This is a genomic window from Algoriella sp. (assembly GCF_036647415.1).
Lineage (GTDB): Bacteria > Bacteroidota > Bacteroidia > Flavobacteriales > Weeksellaceae > Empedobacter.
Map to the genome: position 1 here is coordinate 1 of NZ_JAVXKG010000036.1, position 22,146 is coordinate 22,146.

The following is a 22,146-nucleotide window of genomic DNA, read 5'->3' on the forward strand; positions in this document are numbered from 1 at the left end:
CGCTTTACATAAACTCTCTCTTCTTTCATAATGATGCTTTTTTCTGTATCATTATGAAAGAAGAGACAATTTATAAACAAAAAAACCACTCAAACAGATTGAGTGTTTTTTTTTATTCCAATGTTGAGCCATCAGTGTAAACAACTTTTTCTACCTTGATAACAAATTTCAAATCTTTAAAATTACTATTTTTTATTTTGATATCCATATCCATAAATTGATTGTAATCATAATAAGCTTCATTTGTATAAACTTGATTTGGAGCAATTTTATCATCAGTTATACTCATTTCATATCCATCCCCAATTTTATCATCTAATTTATCAAAAATTTTAAAATTAAATTTTATAGCATCTATTGTTTTAGGAGATTTGTTTTTGATAGCATATTTAATAATATTTGATGAATCCCATTCACCTTCATCAAAACTTTTTCCTATTATTGAAACAGTTACAGCATCGTTCATTTTTTTAGCTTTTTCTGCTTCTATTTTCTCAGCTTCAGCTTTTAATTTTTCTTGCTCTAACTTATAATTCTTAGCATCAGAGAGAATGTCATTATATGTTTTTCCTTCTAAAGATTTACCACTTAATTTAGCTCTTACCATCCAAATACCTAAAAGTTCTAACTCTTCTCCTGTTAATTTATTAGACTCTCTTAATTCTTTAGAATCTTGATCTAAGGTAGCTTCAGAATATTTTTTATTTAATGGATTACTACAGCTTAATAACATTGCTGTTAGTAATAAAAATGTCATTTTTTTAATCATAATATTTATTCTTTTTTTCAAAAATACAATATTATATAAATAAACATTATTTTCCAAAATAAAAAAAAGCCAATCTATCAAAAGATTGGCTTCATATTTTATATAAAATCAGCTTATTTTTTCAATATTTTATTGGCTAATTTATCCGTTCCATCAATATTTTCGGAAATTGGTAAACCCAAAAGTTTTGCCAACATCGGATAAACTTGTACGTTTTCAAAAGCTTTAATAATTTTTCCATTCGCAAAATTAGGTCCCCAAGCCATAAAAGTTGCTTGCATTTCTGGTGTTTCTTTCACAAAAAATCCGTGCGAACCTTTTGGAGCTTTATTATTAGAAAAATAATTGGGTGCATGTGCCATCAAAATAATTTCTCCAATTCGTCCATAACGATCATCACTTGCATTAAAATGATATTTTGCAGGTACTTCTGTTGTTTTATAAACAGTAAACTTGTCATTCTGTACCGCTTTCAATTGCTTATAAACAGAATCTATGTCATTTTTATCTTTCACAAATAAACTCACATACGACCCATTCATCACGACTTGTACTTTTGTATCATCTATTTTGATTGGTAATTTTAACGGATTTTCATCATCTACTCTCGTCATTCCATGATCAGAAACAAATACAAAATTCACATTCAATCCAGTTTTTGCAACCTCATCATTCAATTTCTTGATAGATTCATCCACAAATTGCACAGCTTTCTTTGTTTCTGGTGCATCGGGACCAAAAGTATGCCCTGCATGATCTACTTCTGGGAAATAAAATGTAATCAAATGTGGACGTTTTTCCGCTGGTAATTGCAACCAATTTACAACTTCCTGAATACGATAATCTATTGGAGATTTCTCCGAATATTTGTAAGAATAAGTCGGAAACATTCCATTTATTGGTGCTTCAGAACCTGGCCAATAATAACATGCCGAAAGCATTTTGTTTTCTTCTGCTAAATTCCAAATTGGCGTTCCTCCGTACCATTTCGGATTGATAACGGCTTCTCTATTTCCCAACGAATAACGATCGCCCGTTGCTTCTTCTAACATTTGATTGCCCACCAAACCGTGATGTGAAGGATATAAACCTGTTACAATTGTGTAATGATTGGGAAATGTAATCGACGGATAAGATGGATACATTGCTTTTGCTTCTACTCCATTTTTTGCGAAGTTTTGTAGATTCTTAGCATCATGTTTTTTTGCATAATCGTATCGAAAACCATCTGCAGAAATCAAAATAACATAAGGTTTATCTTGTTGTTTCGCATCATTTACACGATTTTCTACAACAAGTTGTTGTTCTATTTCTTGCGCATTTGTACAAACTGAAAAAGTTAAAACAAGTGCAGAAAATATACTAAGTATTGATTTTTTCATGTTTCAAATTTAAAACCTTTTACTTTTAGAATGGATTAAAAAAATGTCAACTATTAAAAAAAAAATATTCTTGAAGTTTAATCTTTCTGCAACAATATTTTCTGAAATTCTTTTCCGATAAAGGGATTAATTTGATGCTGAAAACTTTTTTGAAGTGTAAAAACACTAATTGTTGCATCTGTTTCTGGCGAATAAATAACATCCGTTCCCCACCAACCTCCGTGATAATAAGCGTTAAAACCCATATCAAAATGAAAAATTCCTAAACAATATTTAGATTGATCCGAAGGTAAAACATAAGTTGACATCAAATCTAAAATCTTTTTATTCTGAATAATTTTACCATCAAACAAATATTGGAAAAACAAAGCTGATTCTTTCGCTGTAGAAGCTATTCCTCCTCCTCCATACAAATCCCAAGAAGGATTAATATCATAAGAATCCCATTTATTTTTATCCGAATATTGATGTGCAAGCGGAAGAGTTTTTGTTGGATATTTTTCTAAATCTATAAACCATGTTTTTGTCAAACCTAATTCTTTATATTTTAACAAATCTCGAATAGCAGTATAAAATGGTTGATGCGTTTTTTGTTCGATAATTTCCGTTAAAAGCAAATAATTAATATCTCCATAACTAAATTTTTCTCCTACTTTCTGAGGTTTTCCTATTTCTATTGCTCGTTTTATTTGCTCCTCTTTTTTCCATTTATATTGCGGATGTTGATTCACAAATTCAAAATACGCATCGTCAACATAATCTTGTATACCAGAAGTATGCGACAATAAATGTTTTACAGTAATCGCATTCAAATCATATCCATCTTTTTCGAACAACAAACGTGTTTTCTTTGACAACAATTTTTTAATCGGTTCATCAATCAAAATATCATTTTTTTCTACCAATCGTAGAATCGCAGCAGCCACATAAGGTTTTGTATTACTTGCAATCAAAACAGGTTGTTGATTTTTCAATATTTCATTTGTTTTGATGTCCGAAACTCCTTTTGCATAACTCCAAGAAAGGTTTTGCTTTGGCGCTTCAACATGAACAATAATTCCTACAGCATCTTTATTTTTCTCGTAAATAGAATCTATTTTAGATTGAAAAATTGTTTGAATTTGAGCAATTCCAAAAAATGGAATAAATACTATGTTGAGTAAAAGAGTTTTCTTCATATTGTTTTATTTGATATTAAAGATAATTTTCTATGAAAACCAAGTACGTTCAATTTTATGAATTTCCCATTTATTATTTACTTTTTGAATCCAAATATCATAACCTTGACCACAAAGCTTTCCACATATCATATCTAATTGTAAAAAACCTTTAGTTTGATTATTATTAAAAAAAATTCTTTTAAAACTTAGTTGTACATCAAGATTTTTAAGGTCTTCATATTCCTTCCAACTTTTATATTCTTTAAAAGACTTTTTTATATTTGGTAATTTACTCGCTTTAATTAATATATTATTTGCCTTAATATTAGAATTATTAATATTAATCACAAAACTTGAACTATCCGATTTCGACCAACTTGTTCTAAAATTTTTAGATATATTTTTATCAAAATCTTCTTTTCCATATCCACTTACAGTATCATAAATTACTATCAATCTTTTTTGATTTCTAATTTTTAAAATCTCGTTATTATAATCATCTTTTTCTTTTTGAGTAATATTTTTTTCAAATTCTATAGGCTCTATATTTACAACACAACTATCAATAATTTCTTGAAATATTTGTGAGTAAACTTCATTCTGAAAGTTTTCTTTCTTATTTTTTTCAGTACAACTAAGCAAAATAAATGGTAAGAATAAATAAATTAAAGTTTTCTTCATATTGTGTTATTTGATATTAAAGATAAATAAAAACTTGATATGTTATGTTTCGACAAGCTCAACATGACAAACGAAATAAGTTTAGGATAACAACAAAAAAAGAGCTGGAAAATTCCAGCTCTTTTAGATTTATTGATTTGAATTGATTATTTAATTTCTACACGAATTCCTTCGCTTTGCGCACTCAATTCTGGTGCATACATATTTTGCATAGATGTAATTCCGTTAGAGAAATTACCTGCATTATTTGCTTTCAAATCATATTCAAAAACATACGTTCCTTTGTTCATATAATCTGAAAAGAAATTAGTCGCCGCATCGCGTGTGCTTTCGTAATACCCAAATTCTCCTTTCCATTTGTAACCAGAAAGTACATTTACAGGTTCAAAACCACTTGCGCGCATATCTTTTATGTGAACAAATTGCATACTTCTATCCAAAGAAATCTCTAAACGAACCGTTACAATATCTCCAACTTTGATTGGTGTAGAAGTTGTAATTTCTTTCAAGATTGGACCATTTGCAGCATTTTGTTTTACAAATAATTTCTTATTGAATTTAATTCCCGTTTCGGCAGATTTTATTTTATCTAAATCTTCAAAATATTGCCAATACATCGCTCCCCAAGCAACACCTGGAGATGTTTTAGCAACCTCAACTTTTCCCATTTCTGGTTTTATTTCTTCTTTGTTCCAAGAAGTTTTTACGTAACCAGAACCAGCTTGCGCATCTTTGTTTAAATCAAAATTCTGATTTCCAATTTTCACTGTAATTCCTTTATCTGCATCAATCCAAGATTTTCCTGTATTCAATAATGCGTAAACAGCTTTTGTCGTTGCTTTTGTAGAATTCCACTGATTTGTTTGACGATTCTTCAATAACCAAACTTTCATTTCTTCTACAGATTTTTCATCTTTCGTTACTTCATCAAAAGCTTCAATCAACAAAGCTTGCGTTTCCACAGGCGCTTGATACCAGAACCAACCAGCTTGATTATCTTTCCAATACATTCCCATTTCATCCGATTCTACCGCTCTTTCTTTTACAGAATTCACAACGATTTTAGCAGCAGATTGCATTTCGAAACGATTCAGAACAAGTGCAGCCATTGCTTTTTGTTGCAACGATAAATCAAGTTTTGTATCATTCAAAGTCTTCAACATTTCGCTTTTCATTTCCTCTAATTCTTTTGACATTGGATATTCTGTCAAGAAAAATGAACGTGCATATAAATAATGAATTCCGTCCGAATAAACTGCATTTTGTAATGATTTTTTATCTTTTTTGAATTCTTTGAAACGTTTTAAATTCTCATCATCAATGTACTGAATTGCTTTTTTGATCAATGGATTCACATCCATATCAAAGGCTTTGAAATTAACGTCCATCTTTTTTAGATTTCCGAAACCAGCAACAATGTGTGTCGTAATATATTCGTTTGGACGACCGCCATCAAACCAAGCGAAACCTCCATTTGATAGTTGTTTATCTGATAATTTTTGGAAAGCAGATTTCATTTCTGTTTGCATTTGGTTCAATTGGAACAATGTCGCAATTTGCTTCATTTGCTCTTCTTCGCTTTCCGCATTTTTTACCCAAGGCGTTTCTTCAAGAATAATATTTTTCAATTCTTGGTTCAATTGTAATTTCGATTTTAATTGACCTTTTTTGTTCCAATCATCAAAAACTGCTTTAATTTTTGGATTAGAATTAATCAATTTTTGCGAAATCATGTTTCCATATAGTCGAGAAAATACTTGTTCTGCACACTCATATGGATATTCGCGCAAATAAGGCAACGAGAAAATTGCGTACCAAATCGGATTCGTTGTCATCTCGAACGTTAATTTGAAATTATCTAACGAAGTCGATTTATTGTTGACCATATTCTGAAATTGGAACGTCTTCTTTTGACCTTCTTTTACAAAAATTGGTAAAGTTTCCGTCACCATCATACGATTTGTCAAGATTGGTAAAGCCGATTCTTCTCCATCAGAAAAATCTCCAGCCGAAGCCACCACTCGATACACAACCGCTTGTACGTTTTTCGGAACATCAATTGTCCATGTCACTTGATCTGAATTTCCTTTTGCAACTGTAAAATTCTGAATTGCATTATTCAAGTTAAATTGTGCATCAATTGGTTGATTTGTAAATGCATCAAACAACATCAATTTTGCAGAACCATTTAAAACTTTATCTGATAGATTATTAATCTTAGATGAAACCGAAATTTTATCGCCTTCTCGTAAGAAACGTGGCATATTTGGAACAACCATCAAGTCTTTTTGCGTACGAACATTTTGCTCTAAATAACCCGTTTTAAGATCTGTTGTATGCGCCAAAGCCATAAATTTCCATTCTGTTAAACTTTCTGGCGATGTAAATTCTATGATTACATTTCCGTTCGCATCTGTTTTCAGATTTGGATAAAAGAATGCTGTTTCATTTAGATTTGTACGTGCTTTTACATTATCTAATGCTGTACTTGCAGCTTTTTTTGTTGTAATTACCACTACTCCATTTGCTCCTTTTGCTCCATAAATAGAAGTTGCAGCACCATCTTTTAATACAGTGATTGATTGAATATCAGCTTCAGTTAAATCACTTGGCATTTTATCAAACACAACTCCGTCTACAACATATAAAGCGTTTTCGTTTCCTTGTAATGATGATGCTCCACGGATAACAGTTGAATAACCTAAAGATTGTTTCTCTTTTGTTATTCCTAATGCAGTTACTACAGAACCTTCTAAATCTACATCATCAGCAGCTTCCATTCGCACATCTGCTTGTATAACATTTCCATCTAATTCTTTCATTGTAACACTTGGCGCAGATTTCATCATTCTACGGTTCATGCGGTTTTGGTTAAATCCGAAATCGAAAAGATTGAAATTAAGACCTGCATAACCATTTGGATAGAAATCATAATAACGATTGTTATAAATCGCATTAGAACCATTTACCAAATAATATTGAACCAAATTGAAAGAACGATTAATACGAGAATTTGTAATATTATACACCTTGAAATCTAACGAATTTGATGCAAATTGGTCTAAAGAAGCATCGTACATACTTGCCAAAACTTCCGCAGAAACTTTGTCTTTGTTTGGACCTTCTATCTTCAATTGCCATTTTTCTTTTGCGCCAGGCGTCAATTTATCACGTAAAACTTCGGCTGTCACTTTTAAATTTTTGTTACTAAAAGGAACGGCTAAATTTAATGTTCCGGTTTGTGAATCATTAAACTTTGTCATTACATAATTGATGTAAATTCCGCCACGATATTCTTCTTTGATCGGAATTTCTATTGACGATTTGTTATTCAAATCCAAGAAACCTTTTTCGATCACTTTCTCATTCGCTTCAATTTCATAATAAACAGAAATATCTTTTGCACCAGATTTGAAACTAATTTTCGCAATATCATTCGGCTCAAAAGTTGATTTATTTGACGAAACAGTTAAAAGCGTTTTGATGTTTTCTGCTTTTTTCTCATTCGAGATATAAACCAAACGCTCAATTTCTACTTTTTCAGTTCCATCTAAAACATACGCTTTTACCACATAATAACCTTCTGGTAAATCTGTTGCTTGATTATATTTTATTTCATCTGAAGTCTTCGTATCAAAATCAGCTTCGAAAATCTTTTTATTTGTTGTCCATATTTTTGGATTCATTTCATCTCCAAAAGGTTCATTTGGAAAAATTTTCTTGAACTCTTCTTTCGAATAAAAATTATAATCTGTTGTGAATTTTTGACGACGAACAACTTCTTTTGGCGCATTTAACGAATAAATTTCTACATGTCCTTTTCCGTCCAATTTTTCATCATTCAAATTCTTTACACTAACCTTGAACGTTTTCAAATCTTCTGCTTTCGCTTTATCCGAAATTCCTACATTTAATACCATTCTCGTGTCACCAACTTTTACCGAAGACGACTCAGATTGCGTTTCACCATTGATATCTGTTGCCTTAACTTCTATAAAATAAGTGTATGTTCTTATCTCATCTTTCTTTTTCTCAGTAGCTGGTTTTGCAATAAAATCAAACGTAAATTTTCCTTCTGCATCAGTTGTTGTTTCACCAAAAGTAATTTCTTCACGCTCGCCACGACCTGCTGGAATAGAACGATACCAAGGCCAAAAAGTAAAAATTTCTTGACGATAAACACGGTACGAAACCTTTGCATTGTCTATGTTTGCACCAGAAAATGCAATTGCTTTTCCGTCTACTTTTACTTTATCATTTAAGTTATAAACACCCTTATTTTTCTCAATTTCTACTTCAAATTTTGGACGTTTATATTCTTCAACTTTGAACGAATAATAACCTTGATTATTAATTGGTCTAATAGAAAAATTGCCTGTTAAAGCTGAACTTGGTAAAACAAAATTTCCGTTTACAGAACCAAATTCGTTTGTTGTTACATCTATTTTAGAAACTTCTTTTTGATTAACATCATACAAAGCAATTGTCAATTTTGACTTCGCAATTACTTTTCGTGTTTTTTCATCCGAAGTATAAAAAATTCCTTTGAAATAAACCGTTTGTCCTGGACGATAAATTGCACGATCTGTGAAAATTTTAACCACAGAAGTTGGCTCATCTTTATATCTACCATTTTCGTAAAAATAAGATGAATAAATTGTGTTTTCATCTTTGATACGATACTCAAAATTTCGCCATCCGCTTGGAATTTGAATCATTCCATTTTTATCAGAAACAAAGGTTTTTGATTCCTTATTATCATAATCTGTACGATTCACAACTTCTACCGAAACATTCGCTTCTGGCTTTCCCGATTCGCGATTTACTATAGAAAGTTTTTCATTCAAAGGATTTATTGCATATTTAGAAACCATGATATCTAAATAATCAATCTCATCTTTTTTATTAATTATAAAATCGGAGTTATAAGAAAATAAAACAATGTAACGACCTGTTTTTAGTGGATTTAATTTTACAATTGTTGAATGGAATTGAAAATCATCAAATGATTTTACATCGATAGAATATTGCTCGACAACTTGTAAACTATTCAGAAATTTTTGCGCTTCTGCAACTCTATTGTCATCATAAACATTTAATACTTGTTTCTTTTCATCATCAAAACCAACATTGTAAGCCAAAACTTTTACAAAAACTTTATTCAGATTTTTGTGTGAAAGTTTGATTGGCGTGTTTTTATTTTCATTGATGTATTTTTCTGCTTCAAGATTTATTTCTTGTAATTTTATTTTTGCAATTAAATTATCAATCGTTATTTTTTCTGAAGAAGTTGGATACAGTTTTGCAACTTTTTGTTGAATGTCAAAAATCTTGTTGACGTTCGCTAATTTATCATTTGGCAAATTGTACAAATCTGTTGCTAAAGCTGCGTAAACATAAGCCGAATACCATGCTTTTGGATATTTTGTTGCTAAGATTTCTTTTTGTTTGATAAAATCTGAACTCAGAATATCGTTGCGTTTTTCATCTAATAAAATTAATTCATTATACAAAACTGCATTTTCGTTATTATTTTGTTGATGAATAGAAATTAAATCTGTTCGTAGTTGATTTCCTTTCGTTTTCTCATCATTTTGATTCAGAAAACTAATATATTCCGTTATCAAAACATCGAATAATGTTGGCGATAAATCAAGTTGCTGTTGCGTTGTTTTGGTGTTATCAGCAAAAGTCAATATTTTTCTGAAATCTGATGATTTTGCATTGATTAATTCATTTTTTGGTTGAATTGATTTCGAAAAATAATCGTTGATTGTTTTCTTGAACGTTTCTTCTGTCCAAAAACGTACATCATTTGATGTTTGATTTTCGACATTGGTTCTGCTATTAATTTTATATCGATTTTCGTTATAATAAATTTGATATAATTGTGCCAAATATGAATTTATAATCGCATCTGTTATAATCGATTTTCCGTCAACTTCTTTTTTGAAATTATCAAATACAAAATTAACATCATCCGTTTCGTCAGTTGTTGCAACTTTTATTTTTGCTTCGTAGAAAAGTGCTTTTATGATACTTTGTTGATCATTTCCTTTTCGCGAAAGTGTTTTGATTTCGTCAATTTTAGGTTGAATGGATTTGAATTGACCGTTTTCTATTTCTTTGTCAATTTGTTTCCACTTTTGATCAATCGTCGGAGATTGAGCCATAAGCAGTGTATTGGTTAAGATGGTTAATAAAAACAATAATTGTTTCATGTTGGTTCTTTTATAAGTAGATGCAAGTTACGGAAAAAAGGTTGGTTGATAAAGCTAAATAATTATCAAATAGTTGATTTTTAGACATAAAAAAAGTCTGAATATTACTATTCAGACTTTTTGATATATAAGAAAAAACTTATTTTATAAATCTTCGACATCAATGTCGTCATCCATTTGAAGATCATTTAATTCTGCGTCTTCTGCAAAATCAATATCATCGTCTTCTTCTAAATCAACAAGAATATCTTTTTTAGGTGCTTTAAGAGGCATTGCTCCAAAACGATAAACCGTTAATGGGTAATTAAGAACTGCTGGTTTATCTTCTATCGAAACTAATTCGGCAACAAACGTCCACATTTCCATAAAATCGTAAACAAAAGCCATACGATCACCTTCTAATGCAAAAGATTCTTTGATATAAAAATCTGCCATTGTTTCATCTGTACCATCATCAGACATATCTTCTAATGGAATTTCTTTTGTCTGATTTCCTTCTTCATCTAATTCATAGAACGAAGCCAATTCCTCACCTTGTAAACTAAAGGCACTAATAATCCCTTTGTATAAAGTAAATAAAGTTTGTCTCTCTTTAATTTCTATGTCTCTAAAAACATCCTCTTTTGCGTCAAGGAAAACACGAATTTTATATATCACTTTCTAAATATTTTTCGGTACCAAATTTAATTCTTTTCCCATATTAATTACAAATTCTAAGGCAGAATTATAATTATTTTCCACTTCTCCTTCTAAAATAGCTTCTTTAATTGCATTTTTCAGGATTCCGATTTCTTTTCCTGGTTTAATATCAAACAATTCCATGATTTGTTCGCCAGAAATTGGTGGTTGAAAATTACGCAAATGATCGCGTTCTTCAACATCTTTTATTTTTTGTTCGACAACTTCAAAATTTTGTTTGAAACGTCTTTGTTTTTTTTCGTTTTTGGTTGTAATATCTGCTTTACAAAGCGTTATTAAATCGTCAAAATCTTCGCCTGCATCAAATAATAATCGTCGTAATGCCGAATCTGTGGCATCATCTGTAACTACTGCTATTGGACGAGAACTCATCATGACCAATTTTTGTACATATTTCATTTGATTACCTAATGGCAATTTAAGTCTTCTGAACAACTTAACTGTCATTTTAGAACCTACAAATTCATGCGAATGAAATGTCCAACCTACTTTTTTATCAAAACGCTTGGTTACAGCTTTTCCAATATCGTGTAAAAGTGCAGCCCAACGCAACCAAACATTATCTGTATTTTCAGAAATATTATCTACAACCTCTAATGTATGATAAAAATTGTCTTTGTGTTTTTGACCTTCTACTTCCTCTATTCCTTTTAAAGCGATTAATTCTGGTAAAATATATTGTAATAATCCTGATTGTTCCAACAACAATAATCCGACCGAAGGTTTATCTGTCATCATAATTTTTTGAAACTCATCCATTACACGTTCAAAAGATACAATATTAATGCGTTCTGCATTATCAATAATTGACTGAAATGATTCTTTTTCTATTTCAAAATCTAATTGAGCAGCAAAACGAATGGCACGCATCATACGCAACGGATCGTCAGAATAGGTTACATTTGGCTCTAAAGGTGTTTTGATTATTTTATTATTCAGATCTTCAACACCGTTAAAAGGATCGATCAACTCACCAAAAGTTGCTTTGTTCATCGAAATAGCTAATGTATTGATGGTAAAATCTCGGCGTTTTTGGTCATCTTCTAACGTACCGTCCTCTACATGAGGTTTTCGGCTATCTTCGGAATAACTTTCTTTACGCGCACCTACAAATTCTAATTCTGTTTGTTGATATTTGAACATTGCTGTCCCGAAACGCTTAAAAACAGAAACTTGTGATGTATTTCCTAATTTATTTGATAATTCTTTGGCTAATAATATTCCGTTACCAACGGTTACAAAATCGATGTCTTTTTTCTGACCACGATTCAATAAATAATCGCGTACAAATCCTCCTACTACATAGGTTTCCTGATTAATTTGATCAGCAACTTCTGTAACAGCTTTAAATATTGGATTTGATACGGCTTCTAAGATTTTCATTTTGCAAAAGTAAAACGATTTGATTAAAAAAACTACTCTCTAATAACTTTTACTTCGTTATCTAGACTTAATTTAATTATTGTTGAGGCAGTAAACTGAGGCACAAACATTTTAGCTTCTTCTGGAATAAAATCAACACGCTCTATAATCGTTTTATTTACTTCTGAGAAAACTTTTGGAGAAATTTCTCCCGATAAATTTGCCGATGTAGAAACGATTGGTCCTTTTAATTTACCAATTATTTTTTTACAAAATAAATCATCCGTCAATCGAATTGCAATTGTATTATCGTCTGCAATAAGAGATTTTGATAAACCTTTTGGATTATCATAAATTATGGTAATTGGTTTCTCATTAAACTCTATCAAATCCCAAGCTAATTCTGGTACCTCAACAATATCTTGCAACATACGAGGCGAATCAACCAAAATGATTAAAGACTTAGAAGATGGTCTATTTTTTATCTGATAAATTTTCTCGATTGCAGCTTCATTTTTTGCATCACAACCTAATCCCAAGATTGTATCTGTAGGATAAAGCATTGTTTCGCCTTGTTTTAATTTTGCTACAATTTCGTTTATATCTGACATCTTTTTAAATTTAAGTGGCAAAGTTAAAGCAGGAATAATTATCTTAAAAATTTATATTTGTTTTCTTGCAATATATTTTTAATCTATTGAATAATAAAGTATGTTTGTTTCTAAATAATCTGAATGAAAATTTTACACGTATCTGGAGCAAGAGTTTGGGGAGGAAACGAACAACAATTAATTTTAAATATTAATGAATTAAATAAACTTGAGTCTGAAAATTATATTTTCGGAATTAATAATTCTCCTTTAAATATAGTTGCAAAGGAGAATAATATTAATTTCATTCCTAGTACTGCAAAAAAAATTAGTAAATTTTCTAATATTTCTCAACTAAAAAAAATAATTTCTGAGTATAAAATAGATGTTATACATTTTCACACAAGTGACTCTTTGACATTATTTTATATGTTTAATTTAACAAATAAAATAACTCAAAAAATTATTTATAGTAAAAAAGCAGTCAGAGGAAGTGGAAGTTTTTTCAGTAAATTCAAATATAATTTAAAGAGAATAGATCATATAATTTGTGTTTCTGAAAAGGTAAAATATGATTTAAAAAATATATTGAATCCTTCTTCTCAAAAAAAATTAACTGTTGTGTATGATTGCGTTTCTTTATCATCAGAAAAAAATAATTTTGATTTTGACTCTTTCAAAACAAAATATAATATAAATCCTACTACATTTCTCATAGGATCTATTGCAAATCATACGGCAGCAAAAGATTTACCAAATTTAATTAACGCTATATATATATTGAAAAATGAATATAATGTTTCTAATTTTAAGCTAATACAAGTAGGACATTTCTCTAAATTAACTCCAGAAATTGAGGATTTAATAGAAAAATTAGATTTAAAAAATGAAATTATTCTAACTGGAAAAATTGAAAATGCGATGAGTCTTAACAAAATATTTGATATTTTTGTTATTTCATCAACGCGAGAAGGTGGACCTACAGCAGCATTAGAAGCTATGTTAATGAAAACAACAATTGTAACTACAGATGTTGGTATTATGTCTGAAATAATTAACAACAAAGAAAATGGTTTTATTTGTAAAACAGACAATCATCATGAACTTGCTAAATCACTGTATGAAGCTAGTATTTGTGATAAAAATAAAATAGATTTAATAAAAGAATACAATTATAAACTTGTAACTGAAAATTTTAACTCTAAAAAAATATCAAAACAAATCTTAGAAATTTATGCTTCATAAATATTTTGCATAAAAAAGTATTACTTCTTATAAAAACACCTAAAAAATAGTTTTACCTTTAACTTTTTTAATATGAAATATAACTTTCTATAGCTATTTCATTAAAAATTATGCAAAAAAATGATACAAAAAATTGAGGTTAATCAAAATTATCAGATAACACAAACAGAGATTAAATCAATTATAAATAATTTTGATTCTATTAATCAATACATAGCCAAAGGGACTCGAAATTCGATAAAAAAAACAACTTTAGAATCTGGTAAAATAGCGACTATAAAATCGTTTAAAATTCCGAATATCATTAATAAATTTGTTTACCGTTTTTTTAGAAAATCAAAAGCTCAACGATCTTACGAATATGCAGAAAATTTAATTAATTCTGGTTTTAAGACACCTTATCCAATTGCTTTTGTAGAAAATAAATCTGTATTAAGTTTTTTAGATAGCTATTATTTTTGTGAATTAGTGGAAGCTGATTTAACGTATCGCGAATTAGTAGAAATTCCGACTTGGGAGAATAGAGAAGAAATCTTAAAACAATTTACAAAATTTACGTTTGATTTGCATGAAGCTGGAATAGAATTTCTAGATCATTCGCCAGGAAATACGCTAATAAAACAAGTTGGAGAAAATCAGTACGAATTTTATTTGGTGGATCTTAACCGAATGAATTTTCATGATTCGATGAATTTTGAGCAACGTATGAAAAATTTTTCACGTCTATCGCCTTACAAAGAAATGGTAGAAATTATGGCGAAAGAATATGCCAAATTATATCAAAAACCTGAACAAGAGACAATAGATAAAATGTGGTTTTATACAGAAGAATTTCAACATAAATTTCAGTTGAAACAAGCTCGTAAAAAGAAATTAAAAGCCTTGATTGGTAAAAAATAATTAGATTAAAATCATCTCACGAAAGGGTACAATAATGTTGTATCCTTTTTGTTTGAAATAATCTTCGAAACCATCACGTTTTGTAACCAAAACAAAATCTCCTCCCCAAGCTCCAAGACTTTTTACAGTACCTTCATAATCCGAAAAATATAAATCTTTAACCTTTGGTTGTTGCATAAAAATGGCTAATTTATCTTGATATTCGTTCAAAATATCTTCAAAATCATTCAAATTTTCAACTTTTATTGTTTTGAGAACCAAATCAGAAAGATGATGAATTAAGTTCCAATCTTTTTCTTTGTTTTTATAGTGATTTCCCACAACAGCCTGCGTATCTTGTTTTTGATTAAGATAAACAAAATATAAATCATCCATAAAATTCCAATTCAATTCTAATTCTTCAACATTAATTGGGTGATTAGAGAATAAAATTGGTTGATTATGATGAGCACAAGCAACGTCATAACCACTTGTGTTGAAGGTTAATTTATTTAATTCAAACGGATTTATATCAACCCATTGACTAATTAAATCTATTAATGTAGAGCTACTTCCAAGTCCCCATTCTTGCGGATATTCTAATTTTGTTTCACAATTATAACTCAAATTAGACGTAAAAAAAGAAGAATTTAAAGATTTTGCTTGAAGTAAACTATTTTGCAACGATTCGCTTAATTTATGATTGGTTGAAGAAATAATTTTCAGAGAATTTAATTCAAACTGAGCTTCAAACCAAAGCGAATCATCGTGTTTTTTTGCTTTCCAATTAAGTGTATTTTTTTGCAAAAGATTTTGCTCAACAAAAAGACACTGCCCATATTTTGTGGGCAGTGCAAATGCTTTCGCGCCATCCATAACAATATATTCCCCGATAAGGAATAATTTACCATTGGAACGGAAGTTTTTCATTTTATATTGTTGCAGAAGAAGTAGAAACTTCTCTATTTATTTTTTTAACTAAACCTTGTAAAGTGTTTCCTGGACCAACTTCTATAAATTCTGTCGCACCATCTGCAATCATGTTTTGTACAGATTGCGTCCATTTTACAGGAGCTGTTAATTGTGCAATTAAATTCTTTTTAATCTCAGTAGGATCTGTAACAGCTGTTGTAGATACATTTTGATAAACTGGACAAATTGGAGTATTAAAAACTGTCTCTTCAATTGCCTTTGCTAATTCTTCTTCAGCAGGCTTCATTAAAGGTGAATGAAAAGCACCACCAACTGGTAAAACTAAAGCGCGTTTTGCGCCTAATTCTTTTAGCTTTTCACATGCTAAATTAACAGCTTCAATCTCTCCAGAAATAACTAATTGACCTGGACAGTTATAATTTGCAGCTACCACTACTCCTTCTATTTCTTTACAAGCATTTTCTACAATTTCGTCCTCTAGTCCTAAAATTGCAGCCATTGTAGATGGATTTGCTTCACAAGCTGCTTGCATTGCTAAAGCACGTTTGTAAACTAATTTTAAACCAGATTCAAAATCTAATGTTTCATTTGCAACTAAAGCAGAAATTTCTCCTAAAGAATGACCAGCAACCATTTCTGGTTTAAAATCTACTAATGTTTTTGCTAAAATTACTGAATGTAAAAAAACCGCAGGTTGTGTAACTTTAGTTTGTTTTAAATCTTCAGCAGAACCATCAAACATAATTGATTTAATATCAAATCCTAATATTTCGTTCGCTTTATCAAATAATTCTTTTGCTAGTGTAGAGTTTTCGTACAAGTCTTTTCCCATTCCTGAGAATTGAGCGCCTTGTCCTGGAAAAACATATGCTTTCATGATTGTATTTTATAATTGAGACAAATTTATAATAAAATCTTAAACTTCTTAGTTAATCGGAGATTTTAGGTTTTCTTCTTGGTAAATTTCATCTAGATATTTATAACGATTCGCAACCGAAATTGCATGAAGTTTTGCAATTGTATATCCTTCTTGTCCATCTAAAAAACCTAAACGTATAATATAATAATTAAAAAAACGGTAAGCTGGCTTTATTTTACGATGAAAAAATGATGGTTTTAGATTTTTTAAACGAAGTTCTTTTGCACGTAATTTAGAGTAACTATTTAGTTTTGCTAAATATTCTTCTTCATTATCAAAAGTATAATGATCTAATTTATTTTTCAAAAAACCTGCCTTTCCTTCGTATTCTACAATTTCATGCACCATACGGTCTAATCGATAACGAGATTTTGATTTTTTAAAAACACGAATGGCTTTATCATTTTGCATTCCTGTGTATTTGATATATTTATTCTTAAAAAAGAATTTACGATAAACATAATAAACATCAAATTGAGGATTATTATTTACAGTTTCTTTGATTTCTTTTTTCAATTCATCTGGAATTCCTTCGTCAGCATCAAAAAACGTTATCCAATCATTTTCAGCAATCGACAAAGCATAATTTCTTTGATTAGTGAAATTATCAAACTTTCTTTTTATAAATTTAACTTTTGGGTTTTGAAGTGCAATTTGCTCAGTTTTATCTGTGCTATAAGAATCTACAATAATTATTTCATCAGCAAAATCAACATCATTCAAATAACGTTGTATATTTTTCTCCTCGTTGTATGCTATCAGTAAAGCTGAAATTTTAGTAGACATTGTGTTTTTTAAGCCAATATTAGTAGAGTTAATGTTTGGTTCGTCTACGGCAAAACTATTATTTTTTAATGATTCTTTTATATGCTGATCCAAAAAATTCTTCAAATTACTCTTAAATAATTCAAAATCAAATAGCATATAAAATGAATTCACATCTTTTTTTAACTGTTGATTCGTTAAACCTGCAAATTTATTAGGAAAATAGTCTTTTAAATGCACACTTGTATGATTAATTCCATCTTCAAAAGTTGCCCAAACATTTTTATCAATCCAAGGAGAAAAAATAATAAACGATTTTTTACCAACAGCTTTGCTCATATTTATTGCACCACCGTCATTACCAACAATCAAATCGCATTCATTAGCTATCGCTATAAATTGACGCAAATCATCGCCCAATAATTCGAAATAAACCTTTGATTTTGTCTTATCTGATAATTGATTGTAAACTTCTTCGGCTTGCGATAATTGTTTCGGAAAATAATTAAACAAAATATTAACATTATAATTATCACCAATAAAATCAACTAATTTTGCCATTTGATTTAACGGATACGTTTTAGATAAATCAGAACCTAAAAGACTTATCATTACAGTTTTTCGGGAAGAATCTACTTTATATTTCTTGAATAAATCTTTAGCTGATTGGATTTCTATTTCTGTTAAATATAATTTTGGTTCTGTAGCAAATGGAGTTGAAATTCCAAGTGGTTTTAACAATTCTAAACGATGCTCTATCGCTAATCCTAATACAGAGTTTGGTTTATCATGTTTTATTACATTATCCGTGTAGAGAAAAGTACGTCCTGATTTTTTATATGATATTTTTTTTGGTGCATTATTAATCCAAACATCAACCCAACTTTGAAGTTTAGAATAGGCATCAATCACAACATCATACTTATTTTGATTGACTTGTTTAGAAAATTGAATTAATTTTAATAATCCTTTATCCTCTTTTTCATCAAAAATAATTTTATTATCGATATATGGATTATTCTCTAAAACAGGTAAAGTATTGCTATTTACCAAATAATCTATTGTTGCATTTGGATATGCTTTTTTAAGATTTTCACACAATAATGAAGTAATCAGTACATCTCCAATCATCTTATGTTGGATGATTAATATCTTCATAAAACTAAGTTATACAGCAAAATTAAGAAAATATATGCTAATTCTACAATTCTTTATTTCCTAATGTTAATTGATTTTTAGATACTCTTTTGTTAAACGATTGGATATAGGCCTTCATAAAACTCTCCATTTCTTGTGTTTTAATTTTATCTTTATTTATAAGATTTTCTTTTAACAATGGGTCTGTTTTCCAATTATATAATGCCAATGATTTTGTTCCATCAAAAGCCATGTAATAATCTCCCTTATTTAGATTATAAATATTATCTAAATAATTAACAACAAAATCTTTATCCGATTTATATGATTTCCCGTAAGATATTATTTTTCCGTTAAGTTGTAAATAATCCATCAAACTTGGAAGAATATCTATTTGTTGAAAATTTTTAGAACTCTTACCAACCATTGTAGGATCATTTGGAACATAAAACATAATTGGAATTCTAAATTTACCAACGTTATTTTTATAAACTTCTTCTGCTCCACTAGATGATGTATGGTCAGCTGTTATAACAAATATTGTATTTTTATACCATGCTTTTTTTTCTGCAGATTTAAAAAATTTTTCTAATGCAAAATCCGAATAAGCTATAGATTCATGAATTTCAGTTGTTCCTTTCGGAAATTTGCCTTTGTACTTTTCTGGAATTGTAAAAGGAGGATGAGACGAAATTGTAAATAAAGTAGAAAAGAAAGGTTGCTTAAAATCTGATAATTTATGTGTAAAAAACTGTAAAAAATCTTCATCAAAAACACCCCACTTTCCATCAAATGATGCAGGACCTACATATTCATTTTTACCATAATATCGCTCAAAACCAGCAACATTTGAGTATTGATCAAAATTTTGACTTCCGTTAAAAGCGCCATGAAAAAACGAAGTTGAATATCCGTTATCTTTTAATACTTTTGGTAATCCATACACACTATTTAATGCATAACTAGACGAAATAAAACTCTTGTTCATCAAACTTGGCACACTAGAAATAATAGAAGGAACAGCGTCTATTGATAACTTCCCGTTTGCAAATCCATTCTCAAAATAATAACTTTTAGTAATTAAAGAATCTAAAAATGGCGTTTGACCTCGTTGTATATTCTCTCTTCCAAAACTCTCTAAAATTAAAATAACAACATTCTTTTTATTTGTGTTTTTGTAAGAGAAAGTTTGAATTGGATTGAATATCTTATTTGCGATATCTTCTTTATAATATACAGTTTGTTTTAAACTTTCATTTTTATTTAATGTTTTTAAAACTGTAAATGGCGTGTTAAGTACTAAAGCAGATGTTCCTATTGGCCCATATTTAGATGCATCAACAATACTTAAAGGTTTTCTATCTATTCCTCTTCCCATCAAAAACAAAATAAGAACTATGCACACTAGTGATAACAGCGAACCTATTGTTGACATTTTTTTCACCGATTGATAATTTATTTTTTTCAATAAAAACATAAAAATCAACATACTAGAAAAAATAAAAACTGGAATTTTCCAATAGTCAACAAAATATGAAATAATTAAACCGCCTATTTCATTTGTCATCCCTTCAGCTATAATCATACTAAAAGAACTACGTCTACCAATGAATCTAAAGTACTCGTAATCAATAAAATTAAGCGAAATAAATAAACCATTTACAAGAAAGAAACTATAAAATAAAATAGTCTGATATTTTTTATTCTCTTGAAATTTTCCTGGTATTAAATGTAAAATTGCAAATACAATATTAATATAACCAATAACAGATAAATCAAATTTTAATCCTCCCATAAATACATCTGCATTTATTTCTGGAAAAAAAGATTGATTATAAAAATAGAATCCTAATCTTACAACTGTATATAATAGTAAAACTAAAAATATTCTTTGAATAAAAAGAAATAACGGATTTTTAGGAAAATTCATATGTGCTAATTAAAGCTGCAAAAATCTGAAACAGTATTTAATTAACCAAAATTTAATAAAAAAAAAACGATTTTTTTATATTAAATAAAAAAATCGTTTTGTAATCTATTTTATAGACAATATTTACACCGCAACATTATGTTCGCGTAAAGCATCATTCAAAGATGTCTTTTTATCTGTAGACTCTTTACGTGTTCCGATAATCAATGCACAAGGAACTTGATATTCTCCTGCCGCAAATTTTTTCGTGTAAGAACCTGGAATAACCACTGAACGAGCTGGTACAAAACCTTTCATTTCAATTGGCTCATCTCCTGTAACATCAATAATTTTTGTAGATGCAGTAAGTACAACATTTGCTCCTAAAACCGCTTCTTTACCTACGTGTACACCTTCTACAACGATACAACGAGAACCGATAAAAGCGTTATCTTCGATAATTACTGGAGCAGCTTGCAATGGCTCTAAAACTCCACCAATACCAACACCACCAGATAAATGTACATTTTTACCAATTTGCGCACAAGAACCTACAGTAGCCCAAGTGTCAACCATTGTTCCTTCATCTACATAAGCACCAATATTTACATAAGATGGCATTAAAATAACTCCAGAAGAAATATAAGCACCGTAACGAGCAACAGCATTTGGTACAACACGAATTCCTTTTTCTGCATAGTTACGTTTTAATTCCATTTTATCATGGTATTCAAAAATCCCTGCTTCTAAAGTTTCCATTTTCTGAATTGGGAAATACATAACGACTGCTTTTTTCACCCATTCATTCACTTGCCAACCGTCTGCTACAGGTTCTGCACAACGTAATTGTCCGTTATCTATTAATTCTATAACTTCACGAATTGCAGTTTGCGTCGCTTCTTCTTGTAACAATTCTTTATTGTCCCAAGCTTTTTCTATAATTTGTCTTAAATTCTCCATCTTTAATTAAATATTGCCACAAATATAAAAATTAATCTGAAGGGTTTTCATAGAGATTATTTATTATTGAATCGTTTTTATAAATTTGCCAGATGTCAAGAATAGTAGCTTTAGATTACGGAGGAAAAAGAACAGGTGTTGCAGCAACGGATGAAATGCAGATTATTGCTTCTCCAGTTGATACAATAGAAACATCAAAATTGATGGATTTCTTGAAACAATATATTCAAAAAGAAAACGTTTCTGACCTTGTAGTTGGATTATCTGTTCGATTTTCGGGTGAATTAAATGAGATTGAAAATCAAATTCAACCTTTTCTAAAAAAGTTCGAAAAAGAGTTTCCATTGATAAAAATTCATCGTGAAAATGAAATGTTTACCTCAAAAATGGCATCTCGCGCAATGTTTGAAGGTGGAATGAAAAAGAAAAAACGTCAAGAAAAAGGAATGGTAGATAAAGTAAGTGCTGTAATAATTTTACAATCATTTTTATCACATAAATTATAACAAATTGTATCTTTGCTGTTAAATTAATA

Annotated in this window: 16 protein-coding genes; 3 read left to right on the forward strand and 13 right to left on the reverse strand. The window is 29.5% G+C overall.

The window, feature by feature from the left end:
- Positions 1 to 112 precede the first annotated feature (112 nt).
- The 8 genes from RSC72_RS13250 to RSC72_RS13285 all read right to left on the reverse strand — a co-directional run bounded on the left by RSC72_RS13250 (position 113) and on the right by RSC72_RS13285 (position 12,876).
- Entirely contained in the window at positions 113 to 757 is a 645-nt protein-coding gene (locus RSC72_RS13250) for a hypothetical protein (RefSeq protein WP_332546211.1), read from the reverse strand.
- A gap of 125 nt (positions 758 to 882) precedes the next feature.
- Positions 883 to 2,151 carry an alkaline phosphatase family protein gene (locus tag RSC72_RS13255; RefSeq protein ID WP_332546213.1) on the reverse strand — a complete coding sequence of 423 codons (1,269 nt, stop codon included), beginning with the start codon at positions 2,149 to 2,151 and terminating at the stop codon, positions 883 to 885.
- A gap of 77 nt (positions 2,152 to 2,228) precedes the next feature.
- Positions 2,229 to 3,329: a serine hydrolase domain-containing protein gene (locus RSC72_RS13260; protein WP_332546215.1), complete on the reverse strand. Its 1,101-nt coding sequence runs from the start codon at positions 3,327 to 3,329 to the stop codon at positions 2,229 to 2,231.
- Between the two features lie 30 nt (positions 3,330 to 3,359).
- Positions 3,360 to 3,992 carry a hypothetical protein gene (locus tag RSC72_RS13265; protein WP_332546216.1) on the reverse strand — a complete coding sequence of 211 codons (633 nt, stop codon included), beginning with the start codon at positions 3,990 to 3,992 and terminating at the stop codon, positions 3,360 to 3,362.
- 146 nt (positions 3,993 to 4,138) lie between these two features.
- Positions 4,139 to 10,213, reverse strand: coding sequence for an alpha-2-macroglobulin family protein (locus tag RSC72_RS13270; RefSeq protein WP_332546218.1), 6,075 nt, complete (start codon positions 10,211 to 10,213; stop codon positions 4,139 to 4,141).
- 144 nt (positions 10,214 to 10,357) lie between these two features.
- Positions 10,358 to 10,870 (reverse strand): IS1096 element passenger TnpR family protein, encoded by a 513-nt coding sequence (locus RSC72_RS13275; RefSeq protein ID WP_332546220.1) that lies wholly within the window; start codon positions 10,868 to 10,870, stop codon positions 10,358 to 10,360.
- Between the two features lie 3 nt (positions 10,871 to 10,873).
- Positions 10,874 to 12,295 carry a CCA tRNA nucleotidyltransferase gene (locus RSC72_RS13280; protein WP_332566173.1) on the reverse strand — a complete coding sequence of 474 codons (1,422 nt, stop codon included), beginning with the start codon at positions 12,293 to 12,295 and terminating at the stop codon, positions 10,874 to 10,876.
- A 32-nt stretch (positions 12,296 to 12,327) separates the two neighbouring features.
- A complete protein-coding gene (locus RSC72_RS13285) occupies positions 12,328 to 12,876 on the reverse strand; it encodes an L-threonylcarbamoyladenylate synthase (RefSeq protein WP_332545713.1) in 549 nt (182 codons plus the stop codon).
- Between the two features lie 132 nt (positions 12,877 to 13,008).
- Between RSC72_RS13285 and RSC72_RS13290 the strand changes: the two genes are divergently transcribed.
- Positions 13,009 to 14,109: a glycosyltransferase gene (locus tag RSC72_RS13290; protein ID WP_332545709.1), complete on the forward strand. Its 1,101-nt coding sequence runs from the start codon at positions 13,009 to 13,011 to the stop codon at positions 14,107 to 14,109.
- A 120-nt stretch (positions 14,110 to 14,229) separates the two neighbouring features.
- The gene (locus RSC72_RS13295) at positions 14,230 to 15,009 is read left to right on the forward strand and encodes a lipopolysaccharide kinase InaA family protein (RefSeq protein ID WP_332578570.1); all 780 of its coding nucleotides are present in this window, start codon (positions 14,230 to 14,232) and stop codon (positions 15,007 to 15,009) included.
- Here RSC72_RS13295 and RSC72_RS13300 read toward each other — a convergent pair whose 3' ends face one another.
- The 5 genes from RSC72_RS13300 to RSC72_RS13320 all read right to left on the reverse strand — a co-directional run bounded on the left by RSC72_RS13300 (position 15,010) and on the right by RSC72_RS13320 (position 21,611).
- Positions 15,010 to 15,918: a GYDIA family GHMP kinase gene (locus RSC72_RS13300; protein ID WP_332545706.1), complete on the reverse strand. Its 909-nt coding sequence runs from the start codon at positions 15,916 to 15,918 to the stop codon at positions 15,010 to 15,012.
- A gap of 1 nt (position 15,919) precedes the next feature.
- Positions 15,920 to 16,798 (reverse strand): ACP S-malonyltransferase, encoded by an 879-nt coding sequence (gene fabD / locus RSC72_RS13305; protein ID WP_332545704.1) that lies wholly within the window; start codon positions 16,796 to 16,798, stop codon positions 15,920 to 15,922.
- A 48-nt stretch (positions 16,799 to 16,846) separates the two neighbouring features.
- A complete protein-coding gene (locus RSC72_RS13310) occupies positions 16,847 to 18,763 on the reverse strand; it encodes a glycosyltransferase (RefSeq protein WP_332545702.1) in 1,917 nt (638 codons plus the stop codon).
- Between the two features lie 43 nt (positions 18,764 to 18,806).
- Positions 18,807 to 20,672 (reverse strand): LTA synthase family protein, encoded by a 1,866-nt coding sequence (locus RSC72_RS13315; RefSeq protein ID WP_332545700.1) that lies wholly within the window; start codon positions 20,670 to 20,672, stop codon positions 18,807 to 18,809.
- A 123-nt stretch (positions 20,673 to 20,795) separates the two neighbouring features.
- On the reverse strand, positions 20,796 to 21,611 hold the full coding sequence (locus tag RSC72_RS13320; protein WP_332545698.1) for a 2,3,4,5-tetrahydropyridine-2,6-dicarboxylate N-succinyltransferase: 816 nt from the start codon (positions 21,609 to 21,611) through the stop codon (positions 20,796 to 20,798).
- 92 nt (positions 21,612 to 21,703) lie between these two features.
- Between RSC72_RS13320 and ruvX the strand changes: the two genes are divergently transcribed.
- A complete protein-coding gene (gene ruvX, locus RSC72_RS13325) occupies positions 21,704 to 22,117 on the forward strand; it encodes a Holliday junction resolvase RuvX (RefSeq protein WP_332545697.1) in 414 nt (137 codons plus the stop codon).
- Positions 22,118 to 22,146: the final 29 nt, after the last annotated feature.

Coding starts and splice junctions, on each gene's coding strand:
- RSC72_RS13255 (WP_332546213.1), bottom strand. CDS start 2,151: ATGAAAAAATCAATACTTAGTATATTTTCTGCACTTGTTTTAACTTTT.
- RSC72_RS13270 (WP_332546218.1), bottom strand. CDS start 10,213: ATGAAACAATTATTGTTTTTATTAACCATCTTAACCAATACACTGCTT.
- fabD (WP_332545704.1), bottom strand. CDS start 16,798: ATGAAAGCATATGTTTTTCCAGGACAAGGCGCTCAATTCTCAGGAATG.
- RSC72_RS13310 (WP_332545702.1), bottom strand. CDS start 18,763: ATGAAGATATTAATCATCCAACATAAGATGATTGGAGATGTACTGATT.
- ruvX (WP_332545697.1), top strand. CDS start 21,704: ATGTCAAGAATAGTAGCTTTAGATTACGGAGGAAAAAGAACAGGTGTT.
- RSC72_RS13260 (WP_332546215.1), bottom strand. CDS start 3,329: ATGAAGAAAACTCTTTTACTCAACATAGTATTTATTCCATTTTTTGGA.
- RSC72_RS13320 (WP_332545698.1), bottom strand. CDS start 21,611: ATGGAGAATTTAAGACAAATTATAGAAAAAGCTTGGGACAATAAAGAA.
- RSC72_RS13290 (WP_332545709.1), top strand. CDS start 13,009: ATGAAAATTTTACACGTATCTGGAGCAAGAGTTTGGGGAGGAAACGAA.
- RSC72_RS13280 (WP_332566173.1), bottom strand. CDS start 12,295: ATGAAAATCTTAGAAGCCGTATCAAATCCAATATTTAAAGCTGTTACA.
- RSC72_RS13250 (WP_332546211.1), bottom strand. CDS start 757: ATGACATTTTTATTACTAACAGCAATGTTATTAAGCTGTAGTAATCCA.
- RSC72_RS13265 (WP_332546216.1), bottom strand. CDS start 3,992: ATGAAGAAAACTTTAATTTATTTATTCTTACCATTTATTTTGCTTAGT.
- RSC72_RS13315 (WP_332545700.1), bottom strand. CDS start 20,672: ATGAATTTTCCTAAAAATCCGTTATTTCTTTTTATTCAAAGAATATTT.
- RSC72_RS13300 (WP_332545706.1), bottom strand. CDS start 15,918: ATGAAAAACTTCCGTTCCAATGGTAAATTATTCCTTATCGGGGAATAT.
- RSC72_RS13295 (WP_332578570.1), top strand. CDS start 14,230: ATGATACAAAAAATTGAGGTTAATCAAAATTATCAGATAACACAAACA.